At 39.5% G+C, this 14053-nt stretch carries 12 protein-coding genes, 1 pseudogene and 1 riboswitch; of the genes and pseudogenes, 1 reads left to right on the top strand and 12 read right to left on the bottom strand.

Going from position 1 to position 14053, the window contains the following annotated elements; genetic code table 11:
- Nucleotides 1-73 precede the first annotated feature (73 nt).
- Genes PTI45_RS07235 through metA form a run of 3 tightly spaced genes read right to left on the bottom strand, consistent with a single transcriptional unit; the run spans nt 74 to nt 3427 of the window.
- Nucleotides 74-1240, bottom strand: a complete 1167-nt coding sequence (locus PTI45_RS07235; protein ID WP_069326894.1) for a trans-sulfuration enzyme family protein — start codon at nt 1238-1240, stop codon at nt 74-76.
- 6 nt (nt 1241-1246) lie between these two features.
- Nucleotides 1247-2437 carry an aminotransferase class I/II-fold pyridoxal phosphate-dependent enzyme gene (locus tag PTI45_RS07230; protein WP_069326893.1) on the bottom strand — a complete coding sequence of 397 codons (1191 nt, stop codon included), beginning with the start codon at nt 2435-2437 and terminating at the stop codon, nt 1247-1249.
- A 48-nt stretch (nt 2438-2485) separates the two neighbouring features.
- A complete protein-coding gene (gene metA, locus PTI45_RS07225) occupies nt 2486-3427 on the bottom strand; it encodes a homoserine O-acetyltransferase MetA (RefSeq protein ID WP_069326892.1) in 942 nt (313 codons plus the stop codon).
- 136 nt (nt 3428-3563) lie between these two features.
- Nucleotides 3564-3699, bottom strand: a riboswitch (SAM riboswitch).
- A 466-nt stretch (nt 3700-4165) separates the two neighbouring features.
- Here metA and corA point away from each other — a divergent pair.
- Nucleotides 4166-5101 (top strand): magnesium/cobalt transporter CorA, encoded by a 936-nt coding sequence (gene corA, locus PTI45_RS07220; RefSeq protein ID WP_069326891.1) that lies wholly within the window; start codon nt 4166-4168, stop codon nt 5099-5101.
- 240 nt (nt 5102-5341) lie between these two features.
- On the opposite strand, the gene PTI45_RS07215 is transcribed toward corA, so the two are convergent.
- The 9 genes and pseudogenes from PTI45_RS07215 to PTI45_RS24095 all read right to left on the bottom strand — a co-directional run.
- The gene (locus PTI45_RS07215; protein WP_069326890.1) at nt 5342-8125 is read right to left on the bottom strand and encodes an HAD-IA family hydrolase; all 2784 of its coding nucleotides are present in this window, start codon (nt 8123-8125) and stop codon (nt 5342-5344) included.
- A 180-nt stretch (nt 8126-8305) separates the two neighbouring features.
- Nucleotides 8306-8770, bottom strand: coding sequence for a disulfide oxidoreductase (locus tag PTI45_RS07210; RefSeq protein ID WP_069326889.1), 465 nt, complete (start codon nt 8768-8770; stop codon nt 8306-8308).
- Nucleotides 8771-8774: 4 nt separating this feature from the next.
- On the bottom strand, nt 8775-9518 hold the full coding sequence (locus tag PTI45_RS07205; protein WP_069326888.1) for a DsbA family protein: 744 nt from the start codon (nt 9516-9518) through the stop codon (nt 8775-8777).
- Complete coding sequence (locus PTI45_RS07200) at nt 9508-10410, bottom strand: ROK family protein (protein WP_069326887.1); 903 nt, start codon at nt 10408-10410, stop codon at nt 9508-9510. Before PTI45_RS07200 ends, PTI45_RS07205 begins: the two co-directional genes overlap by 11 nt.
- A gap of 122 nt (nt 10411-10532) precedes the next feature.
- Nucleotides 10533-11618 (bottom strand): phosphodiester glycosidase family protein, encoded by a 1086-nt coding sequence (locus PTI45_RS07195; protein ID WP_069326886.1) that lies wholly within the window; start codon nt 11616-11618, stop codon nt 10533-10535.
- On the bottom strand, nt 11619-12497 hold the full coding sequence (locus PTI45_RS07190) for a 5'-3' exonuclease (protein WP_069326885.1): 879 nt from the start codon (nt 12495-12497) through the stop codon (nt 11619-11621).
- A 148-nt stretch (nt 12498-12645) separates the two neighbouring features.
- Complete coding sequence (locus tag PTI45_RS07185; protein ID WP_069326884.1) at nt 12646-13089, bottom strand: GNAT family N-acetyltransferase; 444 nt, start codon at nt 13087-13089, stop codon at nt 12646-12648.
- A gap of 252 nt (nt 13090-13341) precedes the next feature.
- Entirely contained in the window at nt 13342-13704 is a 363-nt protein-coding gene (locus PTI45_RS07180) for an arsenate reductase family protein (protein ID WP_069326883.1), read from the bottom strand.
- Between the two features lie 56 nt (nt 13705-13760).
- Nucleotides 13761-14053 (bottom strand): annotated as a pseudogene (locus tag PTI45_RS24095) (hypothetical protein); the annotation flags it as partial.

The raw sequence follows: 14053 nt of genomic DNA, 5'->3' as shown, positions 1-14053 counted from the left end.
CAGGTAGATCTAATTTGTTGAAATAGACCGGTTCCTTGTTACAGGCGGTCTATTTCTTTTTGGTTTGTATTTGTTACTCTTGCAAAGCTTGCTCCAGATCAGCAATCAGATCGTCAATATCTTCCAAGCCTACAGAGAAGCGCAGTAGCCCATCCGTTATTCCACGTTCTTTGCGTACTCCTTCACCCATAGCAGCATGAGACATTGTTGCTGGATAAGATAAAATACTTTCAACAGCTCCTAAACTCACAGCGACTAAAGGGATCTGAACGTTATCAAGTACTTTTTTGGCACGCTCGCCTGAACCTACATCAAAAGAAAGCACAGAACCTGCTCCTGAAGATTGAGAAGCATGAATAGTTGCTCCTGGATGACTTTCTAATCCCGGATAATAGACAGCTTCAATATCATCACGTTCATTCAACCATTGTGCTAGCTTGGCTGTACTTTTTTCAGAATGATTCATTCTTGCGGCAAGTGTCTTCATGCCACGAATCAATAACCAACAATCTTGAGGACCAAGTACTGTTCCTAGTCCATTTTGTAAATGCTTCAGTTGAGCTCCAATCTCAGGTGTGCGAGCAACCGCAAGTCCTGCAAGCACATCACTATGTCCACCCAAGAACTTGGTAGCACTATGCAGAACAATATCGACACCCATTTCAATCGGACGCTGATAATAAGGGGTCATAAACGTATTGTCTACCATGGTCAGCAGATGATGTTCTTTCGCCCAAGCCGTTACAGCGCCGATATCTGTAATTTTCAATGTAGGGTTCGAAGGAGTCTCCATATAGACCGCTCTTGTATTCGGACGAAGTGCATGTTTCACTTGATCCAGATCGGTCATATCTACAAAGCTAATCTCAATATTCATTCGATTCAATACTGTAGTCAAAAAGCGATACGTTCCACCATATACATCTTCAGTCACAATCACATGATCACCAGCAGATAGAATCAGAAATGCAGTCGAGATCGCTGCCATTCCTGAAGCAAAAGCATATCCTTTGGCTCCTCCTTCTAGCAAAGCAATATAATCTTCCAATGCTTGACGAGTTGGGTTACCTGAACGACTATAATCATGAAGTGGCGGATTAGAGATATCTTCTTGGTGGAAAGTAGACGCCTGATAGATCGGTACACTCGATGCGCCTGTTGCTTTATCAAAAGCAGCCCCAAAATGAATTAGTTTAGTATCGATTTTGCGAGAAGATGAATGATCTGAAGAATATGCCATACTCGATCACACTCCTTCTACTTCAATACGCGCAACTTCCAGTGCTTGATCTAGATCGGCGATCAGATCATCAATATGCTCAATCCCTACAGAAAAGCGTAAAAGACGATCATCAACACCTATCGCTTCGCGAATCTCCGTTGGAATATCAGCATGTGTTTGTACTGTTGGATATGTCATTAACGATTCAACTCCGCCTAAACTTTCAGCAAAAGCAATCAATTGAATACTACGCAAAATCGGTTCAATATAACGTGCATCTTTCACTTTAAACGAAAAGATACCTGTATTTCCGCTAGATTGGCGGTTCTGGACATCATAGCCCGGATGATCAGGTAATGCTGGATAAAACACTTCGGCAATTTGTGGATGATCTACTAAATGCTTAGCCATGGCTGTTGCATTGTATTCATGACGCTCCATCCGCAATGCTAATGTTTTCATTCCACGCATTAATTGATACGAATCGGTTGGGGACAACACAGCTCCGATCGAGTTGTGTAGAAAAGCCATTTCAGCAGATAACTCTTCCCCTTTGGTCATAATCAATCCTGCTAACACATCATTATGTCCACCTAGATATTTGGTAGCACTATGAATCACAATATCTGCTCCCAGTTCAATCGGACGCTGGAAAAAAGGAGTCAACAGCGTGTTATCAACGATCGTCAGCAATTGATGACTTTTCGCCCATGTAGCAACGGCTTGAATATCAGTTACCATCATTAAAGGATTGGTTGGCGTCTCGATAAATACAGCTTTGGTATTGGGTTGGACTATTTTTTCTAATGCTTCTAGATCATTGGTATCTACATAAGAAGCAGTTACTCCAAATTTGGATAAAATACGTTCCAAAAGACGATATGTGCCGCCATACAGATCAAGCGATACGACCAGATGATCTCCCTGACCGAACAGCGCAAAGATCGTTTGCAAAGCAGCCATACCGGAACTACAGGCAAATCCTGCATCTGCTGATTCTAATGCTGCTGCGGCTTGTTCAAGTACAGCACGAGTTGGATTGGTTGTACGAATATAATCAAAGCCTGTACTTTTACCAAGAGCGGGATGACGGAATGCGGTCGATTGATAAATAGGAAAATTAATCGCTCCGGTTGTCGGTTCATTGATAGAACCGATCTGTGCCAATCTGCTTTCAATGTTAAGAGTTCGTTCGCTTGAATGATGATCCGTCATACTATAATTCCTCCTCTGGAATAACAATCGATTGGGTTTATCACAAATTTAGATACAGTAATTACCAGCTTCAGCTTTAGCACTTTCCAAATCATACGGTGTTTCTTGGTATACATAATAATTGAGCCAGTTGGAAAATAATAAGTTCGCATGCGCACGCCATGTGGATGGTGGTGTACGCGATGGATCATTATTTGGAAAATAATTTTTTGGTGGTGCGACATCCATTCCTTTTGCGATATCACGTTCATATTCCCATTTCAGTGACAATGGATCATATTCCGAATGCCCTGTTACAAAAATTTGACTGCCGTCTTTGGTTGCCGCTAGATATACGCCAGCTTCTTCTGATTCTGATAGGATTTCTAATTCAGGAATCTTGGCAATATCTTCATGACGTACTTCGGTATGACGAGAATGAGGCGCAAAGTATAACTCATCAAATCCTCGTAGTAATTTTACATTTTCTTTATTTAAAGTATGTGGAAATACACCAAAACATTTTTCTTCCAAATCTACTTTGGGTACGCCGAAATGATGATAAAGACCTGCTTGTGAAGCCCAACAGATATGCATGGTTGAAGTGACGTTCTTTTTACTCCAATCAAAAATATCTTGAATCTCTTCCCAATAATTCACATCTTCAAAATCCATCGTTTCTACAGGAGCACCGGTCACGACCAGACCATCAAAACGAAGATGTTTGACTTCTTCAAACGTTTTATAAAATAAGTTCAAATATTCAGTAGATGTATTCTTCGATGTATGCGATTGCGCATGTAATAAATAAATATCGATTTGAAGCGGACTATTTCCTAGCAAGCGCAATAATTGGGTTTCGGTTGTTTCTTTCGTAGGCATTAGATTTAAAATAGCAATCCGTAATGGACGAATATCCTGTTGAAAAGCTTGACTGTCGTCCATGACGAAAATATTTTCACCTGTTAATACTTCTTTGGCGGGTAAGCTATCCGGAATCTTAATTGGCATCTTCATTCACTCCTTGGATGTGTGTATTTCTTATCATTCAGGAGAAAGCTTCATTATGCGTATATACAAAAATGACCTTTCTCCTGATACTTGAGAAAGGTCATTTGCGATATCGTCGCGTATATAATAGACGCCTCTCTCATCTGTCAGCAGATATTAAGTCTAAAATAATGCTCTCAAACTTATATCTCTGCAAGAATTAGCACCGTGCGGTCATACCGCCGGTTGCCGGGTTTCATCGGGCTAGTCCCTCCACCTGCTCTTGATAAGATTTGCTTATTCAATTTGTAATTACATTAATTCAATACTTTTCTTATACCATAATTTATACTATTCTACCGTCTGTCGTCAAGTGCTGTCAAAAATGTCTTGTTTTGAACCGATAAATAGGTTGTTGGTAACTGTATTGGTTGATTTCCAAGCAGGATTCTTATTTAAGCTTGAAAGGCTTCCATGACCACGGTATACTTAACAAGTATTTGACGTTTTTTCATAGTTTTCATAAATATATAGATAACAAAGAGGTGAATTTCAAAATGGAAGGCGACCCGAGGCCCAGTTGGCAGCAGGACGGATGGACAAATTGCAGGAAACAAACGACAACCATAGGGCACTTGAGTAACGCGCCATTATTGAAAAATCTTCTCCGTTTTTCATAAATTATAGCGAAGCTTTGTAAATAAGTGTGCGGTTGCCGCTTCTTTCCCTGCTCATTTCATAATAAAGGGGTAGAACACAATGAAAGTTCGGCACGTCAATGCTGGAGCATTCACTCCAGTAGAAAATATTACCGACACACTGATTGCACCTGAAGAAGGATTTTATTGGATCGATGCAGATTTAGAAGATTTGATTGAACTACAACCGCTCTTTATGCTCCATGATCTGGCTGTAGAAGATTGTCTAAGTGAAGAAGAACAACGCCCGAAGATCGAGATTTATGAAAGTCATTACTTTATTGTTGTGAACAGTATTCGTTTTGATAACGAAGAGATTTTTTTGCGCGCCTTGAATATTTTTCTAGGACGGCATTATATCATTACAGTCACCAAGCAGAAAATTAATGAGTTACGTGTACTCAAGCCCATTTTATGGGAAGAAGAAGTGAGTCGCGCCGATAAATTTATGTATTTATTAGTCGATCTGGTGGTTGATAATTACTTCGCTGTTGGTGATCGGATTGAAGATCAGATCGAACTGTTGGAAGAAAATATATTGATGCATACCAAAAAGTCGCATTTGAATGAAATTATTGGTCTACGTGGAGAAATTCTATGGCTCAAGCGTGTATTGGGACCACAGCGTGAAGTGATCAATACATTGAACAAAAAAGACTTACGCTTAATTGACGATCAATTGCAAAAATATTTCAGTGACGTATACGAAAATGCTGTCAAAGTCTCTGAGATGTTCGATACGTTCCGCGATCTGATGGGTAACTTACGAGAAGCTTATCAGTCCAGTATTTCGAATCGAGCGAATGAAATTATGCGTGTCTTTACAGCTATTACAACAATATTTATGCCATTGACTGTGATTACCGGTATTTATGGGATGAACTTTGAAGATATGCCTGAATTACATTGGCGCTTCGGTTATCCGCTCGTTATCGGGATTATGATCACGTTAGGTCTAACGATGTTTTTCACCTTCCGCAAAAAAGATTGGATCTGAAAAGATTAAAGCTGCCCTTATTCATCGTCATATGATGAACAAGGACAGCTTTTTTTGATTGTACTTGGTCGCGCTTATGGTGCCAAGCGCTGGTCGTAAGATATTTTGCTGGCGCAAAAATCACTTTTTGATTGTACTGGGTCGCGCTTATGGTGCCAAGCGCGGGTTGTAAGATATTTTGCTGGCGCAAAAATCACTTTTTGATTGTACTTGGTCGCGCTTATGGTACCAAGCGCTGGGCTAAGGAAGTTGCATCCAGCGGATCATTGTTTCTAGGTTGAGTCCGTCCAGTCCTGGCACTGTAAAGTGTGCGCTATCGATTCGAGATTGGGAACTCACAGCGATAGTTTTCATTCCTATTTGGCGAGCAGATTGGATAGATTCAGTAGAATCTTCAATCACCATCGTATGGTACGGATGAATATTGACAGCATTTGCCGCTTTGATAAAAATCTCAGGATCAGGCTTACCATAAGCTACATCATTTGCTGTAATGATTCTGTTAAAGTGTTGGCGAATTCCTAGTTGTTCTACTACTTCTTCTGCATCATGACGATCAGATGCAAGCACAACAGCGATATTATGATCAGCAAAATGTTGTAATAAGTCTTCGACTCCCGGTAACAACTCTGCTTTTTGCTCGGCATCTGCTTCTTCATCAATGACAGAAGTAACCACACCTTCTAATCCGAATACAATCGCACACAGATCACGATTGTTTGCTTCAAGCGGTTGGGTCATCGCAATAATATATTCTTGACCGTAATGTTCTATTGTCAATGGTTCTCCACGTACAATACTATATGTTGTTTTGTTACCTTCGACATTTACATTGACAAGGCGATCCTGAAATTGAACACGGAATGAATATTCTGTCCAGCTTGGAGGTAATTTCGGTTCAAAATGCAAACGACCATCATACTGACGCATCCCTGCGAATCCGCCGATAATTGTCAGCCAGCTACCTGCCATCGAAGCCGCATGAATACCGTCTTTGACATTTCCATGAATATCATCCAGATCCATACGTGCTGATTCGATAAAGAAGTTATATGCATGATCCATATTACCAAGTTCGGCTGCAATAATCGCATGGATCGCCGCAGACAATGAAGAATCATGTGTAGTTAAAGGCTCATAATAGGCATAGTTTTTTACTTTTTCCAATTTAGTAAATTTCTCGCCAAGCAAATAGAATGCAAGAATAAGATCGGCTTGCTTAATCACTTGCTGACGATAGATCACTAATGGATGATAATGTAGCAACAACGGATAATTTTCAGCAGGTGTATTATCAAAGTCCCATACGCCTTTATCAAGGAAAGAATCATCTTGACCGATCAATCCATTTTGACGATGGATATAGATTTCATCTGCTGCACGAGACCAATCTGCTAACTCTTCTTCTGTTAATCCCATAAGACTGTGCATCGCTAAATAAGAATCTGGTGTTAATTCTTCCCATTGTTTTAGTTCATGTACAGTGAATTCCAGTGCATCTTTGACCATAATGTTGGTATACGTGTTGTTATTCACAATCGCCGTATATTCATCAGGGCCTGTCACTCCATTAATACAGAATCCTTTGCCTGTAATCCAATTCCCAACAGATAAGAAAAATCTTGAAATCTCGATCAACATCTCTAACCCTTTGGTCTGCAAAAAGTCTTGATCGCCTGTCGCTTCAACATACTGAATAATCGCATGAGCTACATCGGCATTGATATGAAATTGAGCTGTTCCCCCCGGATAATAAGCCGAAGCTTCTTCTCCATTAATTGTACGCCACGGGAACAATGCGCCTTCTGCTGCCATTTCAACTGCACGTTCTCTTGCTTTGGGCAATGTATAATAGCGATATTCTAACAGGCGTAAAGCTAACTCAGGCTTGGTATATAAGAAGAATGGTAACATATACGTTTCCGTATCCCAGAAGTAATGTCCTTCATACCCTTCTCCTGTGATCCCTTTAGCACTGATATTGGTTTTGCCATCCCGACCTACAGATTGGAATAATTGATATGCATTGTATCGTAATCCCTGTTGTAACAGTTCATCGCCTTCTACATTCACATCTGCAATTTCCCAGAATTCATCCAAATATTCTTTTTGTTTTATCGTTAAAGCGTCCCAGCCTTTGGCTTTGACTTCTTTTAATGTAGATTGAGCCAAAATCAGCAAGTGATCGACTTCGTAATCTTTAGACGAATAATAAACGATCGATTTATCGAGTGTAACCGATTGTCCTTCGTCCACTTGCATGGTAAATGCTTTCGCTATACGCTCATCTTCTTGGATCGTAGATAACGTATATTCGTAATCTAACGTATGCTCTGCGCCACACAATAAATGAAACTCAGTTTCTGTCGTACGTTGCTCTAGAGCCATAAACGTATTTTCTTCATACGACTGAACCGTATGTAATACTTGCCCTCCAAAAGCCGATCCTGCTCGCGGATCATCTGCTGATATTTCATTGGTTACTTTACCATTCAATGCAGATACCAGTTTAATTTCACCTGTAAAATTAACAGGCTTCACCGTATAACGAACCATCGCTACATGTTTATTATCAAAAGAAATTAAACGCTGAGTATTCACTTCTACTTGCTTCCCTGTACCACTTTCCCATACAACATGACGGGATAATATTCCTTTTTGCATATCCAAAATGCGTTCATATTCAATCACACGTCCACTCAATAAATTAAATTGTTCCCCATCAATAAATAATTCAATAATTTTGCTATCCGTGACATTGAGCATTGTCTGACGTTTGCGTGCATAACCAAAAGCTTCTTCTCCATACGTAATATCTGCTGAATCATAAAATCCATTCAAATACGTACCATTGAGTGCATTAATACCTGCACCTTCCAGTCCTTCTTCAAAATGGCCACGCATCCCTAGATACCCGTTAGCGACTGTAAAAATAGTTTCTCCTCTACGGTTGTGAGCAGGGTCAAAAGAAGATTCACGTATCGACCACGGCTCAACTTCATATATTGAATTTCCTTCTCTCATGAGACATTCCTCCACTTTTTTCTAGTTATTGAACAGTATTCTCTTACTATAGTTAACCTTTAAACGTACTGACTACATCAAATCCATCAAAATTGATTAAAATCATGTTTATAAAAAAAGCCTTCTTTTCAACAATAGATGCTAAAAAGAAGACTTTGTACTGCTTTCAAAATGTAATGATTATTCGATTTCTTCATCTTCATAAACGATAGCGTCTGTTGCACGACTACCTCTCCACAGCAATAACGCAATCAAAATAAAAGCGATCAGTGCCATAAAAGGAATCGTAATAAAACCAAACCACTCAAAATAAGGCTTATTACAAGGAACCCCTGTTGTACATGGTAAAATTCGACTTAATGCTGGAATATGTTGCTCTGCATAATGGTAAATCGCTACACAAGCACCCAGAATAACAAGTGGCATTGAATATCTGACAATACGACGATCATTATGATACGCTGCAATTCCAAGTAAAATTACCTGTGGGTACATAAAAATACGCTGATACCAGCATAATTTACAAGGCTCCAGTAACATCACATCACTCAAATACAGACTTCCACCAGTGGCTACAATAGCTACTATCCATGCTAGAAATAAATAGTACCGTGCTAAAAAAGATGGAGGCGTTTCTGTATTCATAGGATTAGCCCTCCGATCCAGCTTCAGTTTTGGCTTTCTCGATAGCTGCTTTGAGTGCTGTATAATCTCCCAAATCACCTGTATATTCTACTCCGTTGATATAGATTGATGGTGTACCCGGCAGATTTAACTCTTTTCCTTTATCATATTGAGCTTGTATCTCTTTAGCATACGTTTTGTTCTCAATATCTTGACGAAGCTTAGTGGTATCAATAGAGGCATCTGCTTTTTTAGCTAAATTTACAAGGAAATCGGTAGTTGCCCATTCTGTATTTTCATCTCCTTGATTGGTATAAACCGCATCAAAAAATTTCCAGAATGCATCATTATTTTGATGATAAACAGACTCTACAGCTAGTGCAGCTGTGGTTGAATCAGGTCCCAAAAATGGGAAGTTCATAAAGTACATAGCTGCTGTTCCATTAGCGATAAAATCTTTTTGAATTTGAGGAACAATGATTTCGTTAAATTGCTTACAAATTGGACATTTGAAATCGCCAAATTCTACAATTTTGACAGGAGCTGTTTTTTCACCTTTCACCGGAAGCTGACTGTAATCAAAAGTAGTCGCTTCCGCTGTTTTGTTATTCGGTATAAAAACAATCAATAACACAATGACTGCTATAACAGCTACTGTTCCAATAATCAGATTACGCATTAACTTCTTTTGGCGTAACGCTTCTTTTTGTTTGTATTCTTGCTGTTGCTGTCTTTTGATTGCCGGATTTACTTTTTTCTTATTCGCCATGGGTTGCACCCGTTTCTCCTGATAATGCTAGATCAGCCAACGCAAGAGCTCCACACAATCCAGCGTTGTCTCCCAATTGTGGAGGAACAATAAACTGATCAATCTGTTCATTCAAGCTAGGATGTTGTACATAACCTGCTAATAGTTTTTGTAATTTTTCACGAATGAGTGGGAATAATTGATCTTGCTTCATCACGCCGCCACCCATTACAATTTTTTGCGGGGATAAGATCAATACATAGTTCATCAAGGCTTGCGCAAGGTAGTAAGCTTCCATTTCCCATGCAGGATGATCCGTTGTTAATTCAGAACCTTTAACATTCCAACGTCTTTCAATCGCAGGGCCAGCAGCTACACCTTCTAAGCAATCGCCATGATAAGGGCAGAAGCCTTCAAAATGATCGTCTGGATGACGACGAACTAGAATATGTCCCATTTCTGGATGTGATAGACCATGTAGCATTTTACCATCGACAACAGCACCTGCACCAATGCCTGTTCCTACAGTGATATAGATACAGCTATCTAACCCTTGCGCTGCACCCCATTTATGTTCTCCTAATGCCGCTCCGTTCACATCGGTGTCAAAGCCGATTGGTACATCAAAATGTTCTTTCATATGTCCAACAATATTGTATTGTCCCCAGTGTGGCTTCGGTGTAGTTGTTATGTATCCATACGTCGGGCTTCCTTTGATCGGATCAATCGGTCCAAAAGAACCGATACCAATCGCTTCGACTCCTTTGCCTTCAAAAAAGGAAATTACATTTTTCATCGTAATCTCAGGTGTCTCGGTTGGGAAACTGACTCTTTCTAGAATCTCCCCATTTTCTGTACCGATTCCACATACAAATTTAGTACCGCCTGCTTCAATAGCCCCTAATTTTTTCATAAATGACATATCTCCTTTTAGTTATCCGATAAGGATAGATTAGTATTCAAATAGATTAGTACAGAGATGCTCTATGTGGATCATATATGATATTGAAGTCGAGCTTATGTCGACGCTGTTACTTATGAACCGCTAGCACCAAAAATTAGCGTATTACTTAGTAATCGCCCGGGTGCAGTCTTGATACTTCCATTGGCATACATGCCCGATGAAGCGCCTCCATCTAAATTCATCGCTTGTCTGGCTCCAAGCTTTTGCATAATAGCTGCCCATTGCTTCATCGTTGCTCCGGGAACTGTCACTAGCATAATTGATCCATCTGCCATAATAGCAATACCACTACGAGCACCTGAATCTGTCAAAATTTTGGGATCTTGAAATCCTTCTGCCGCCGCATTTAAAGCGATTCGACTATCTTTTACTAAGCGAGGACCTGCACCGACCGCAGTGACTACCTTTTGCCATGGAATATCTTTACCATTGATATCTTGATAAGCAATATTCTGTTGCACTGTAGCACCAACTGTAAATCGATCAGCCGCATATTTCTGATCACCTGTGTACACCAGCACATATCCATTAGCTGGAATAGATGCTTTGTTATTATTGCCTTTACGAATCACTTTGCCATTCGCTACTGTTACTGCAATGCCTCCTGTAAATCCTGTGTTTTTACCACGATCAGGTGTATAGATAATCGAAGTACTGGACGTTCCCGGTAGACGATTCACCCAGATGGCATACCAGCTAGAAGATTTGCCATTGGTAGATTGCACGGTTCCTGTTATAGAAAGCCGTAACGAATCCATAAGAGCTGTACCATTCGCCAAAAAGCCAATAGTGGTTCCATATCTGCCTAGATGAGCAATACGTCCGCCTGTAATTAACGTTCCATAAGGATCAGGTGCGCCACCATAAGCTTCGAAAAAAGCACCGTTGATCGCCGCTTGAGCGTTATAGCTTTTAACGATAGAAGATAATGAAGACGTTTGCCCGACTTGTCGATCAGCTAGACCTACTCCTGTTGAAGTTCCTTTAGGAATATGCACCGTCTGTACTGTAAATGTACGTCCAGCAGCAGATACGTTTTGAGCCGAAGCTTTGATTCCAGATCCTGCTGCTACCGCTGAAGAACCAGCAGTAGGAAGCAAGCACAGAATCATCATTAGAGTGAGAACACCAATACCTAGACGAGACTGTATTTTCATTTAAAATACACCTACGCCTAACATCGAACAAAGACTTTTGATCTCTAATTCTTCAAATTTAGTCAGGATAATCTCATCTTCCAAAAGCAACAGACTCGCATCCAAAGAACAAACCACAGGCACTTCACGATGAATCGCTGCTAGACGATGCGATAGATGAAGCATCTCTAGATCATTTTCGATCTTTTTGCGAATCGATGGGGTTAATTGATCCAGATTTTCTAAGATACCTGCGATTGTACCGTATTCTTTGACCAGCTTAGTTGCTGTTTTTTCACCGATTCCTTTGACTCCTGGATAGTTGTCGCTAGCATCGCCCATCAATGCTTTCATATCAATAATCTGAGAAGGTGTTAATTCTTTTTCTTCCATTAACGATTCAGGAGTATAGACTTTGTAATTACCATAGCCTTTTTTCATAATAATGACGCTAGTTCGTTCATCCACTAGCTGTAATAGATCATGGTCTCCTGTCAAAATAAGAACTTCCATATCTGCTTCCAGTTCACGGGAAATCGTACCGATACAATCATCGGCTTCATATCCGGGTGCACTCAGATTAGGAATGCCCATACTTTCAGTCACTTCCAAAATCAAATCAAACTGTGGAATCAGATCATCCGGTGCAGCCGAACGATTGCCTTTATAAGCGGCAAATTCTTCGGTACGGAATGTTTTACTACTGACATCCCAACAACAAGCAATATGCGTAGGATTGTACAGTTGCACAGCGTCCCATAGATAGCGCACAAATCCATAAATAGCATTAGTAGGAATACCCGATTTTGTACGACGAATATAACCGGATTGTGCTGTTGCATAATAAGCTCGGAATAACAGCGCCATTCCATCGACTAGCATTATTTTTTGATCTTTCATTAGCTTCACTTCTACCTTCTCTCTTCAATACAGATGAATCCAATCTGAGTATATCATACCGAATTTCTGCGATACTGTACAAGTATTCACATACCTTTAAATTTTACCACTATTCTGGATGATGTTCTTTATTATGATACTATTTTTTTCAAATCGTACGACTCATAAATATATCTACTTCATCTTCACGATCCAGTGTAAATCCAAAGCGTTCATATAGCCTTCTAGCCGGGCTACCTTGTAACACATTAAGATGAACTACTTTATTTTGCAGATGCGATTGTGCTAGCAATTGTTCAAGAGTCTGACTTCCTATCCCTTGACCTTGATAGACAGGATCAATATAAAAATGCTCTAACGTATAATCATTCGTATCCGGCTTTAAAGCCACGCAACCGGCTATCTTTCCTTCTACTTCGATCAACCATGTATCATTAGGTTCAAAAGCATCACGAAAGCGCTGACGAACTTTATACTCATCAAACCGACCCAGACGGGTAAGATCGTCACGAAGAACAACCGCTCTCAATTCTGCTAGCGATTCCATATGTATCGGTAATGCCTGACTCCAATCGATTTCTAATTTGCTCATAATCGCCATCCTTTATTGATCAACATGTATAACAATCGCTTTAGACCTAATTGATTATGCTATAGGTTCAGATCTAAAGCGACTCCAATATATTATATATTATTGTTTTTTAATTTTGTATATGTGTACCAAAATCGAAAACAAAAAAGCCTTTGAACCGGCAGATGACTGCTCAGTAAAAGGCTTTTGCTTAAAGGATAGTTTTATTATTATCTAGATCATTGTGTTTACTACGAAATAGAAGTTCCGATTTTACGCTTTCCATGTTTCTTCGTAGGTTGCTTCTTTGAAGCCTACAGTCACTCGATCGCCATCCGTCACAATCGGACGTTTGATCAATTTACCATTTTCAGATAATAATTGTAGTTGTTCTTGAGCACCCATGGATGGTAATTTTTCTTTGAGATTCTGGCTTTTATACACTTCACCACTGGTATTGAAAAATTTCTTCAGTTCCAGTTCACTGTGTTCAACCAATTCCCGCAGTTGTTCTGCTGTTGGTGGAGACTCTACAATATGAATCAAGTTCAATTCATGCCCTTCTGCACGTAGCCATTTGATCGCATTACGGCATGTACTGCATTGTGGATATTGATATACGGTTAATTTACTCATTCGAATTACACTCCTCATGCATAAAAATATTAAAAAAATTTATCACAAATATTATTTCATTCAATAGAAGATCTAAGAATATCCAATTCATCAGAAGTCAATTTGTCTACATTTATAACTGTGTTTATTTTAACACCAAAATCTGTTAATTTTATTCCTAGTTGTTTAGAATAGTCAAAATTTTTATGCTCGATTCTTTTTTCATAGTAACTAATAAATGGATCATTTTCCATAAAATTGATAAATTGTTTAGAACTAAATGATCCACTGTAATGAGCATCAAATAATGATTTAGATAAAATAGTATTTTTATATATATCATGTATTTTAGGTGGTCTTCTTAAAAAAT

Origin of the sequence: Paenibacillus nuruki, assembly GCF_001721045.1 — a bacterium.
Lineage (GTDB): Bacteria > Bacillota > Bacilli > Paenibacillales > Paenibacillaceae > Saccharibacillus > Saccharibacillus nuruki.
Note: the sequence above shows the minus strand (reverse complement) of the source record. Positions and strands in the feature narration are given on the sequence as shown.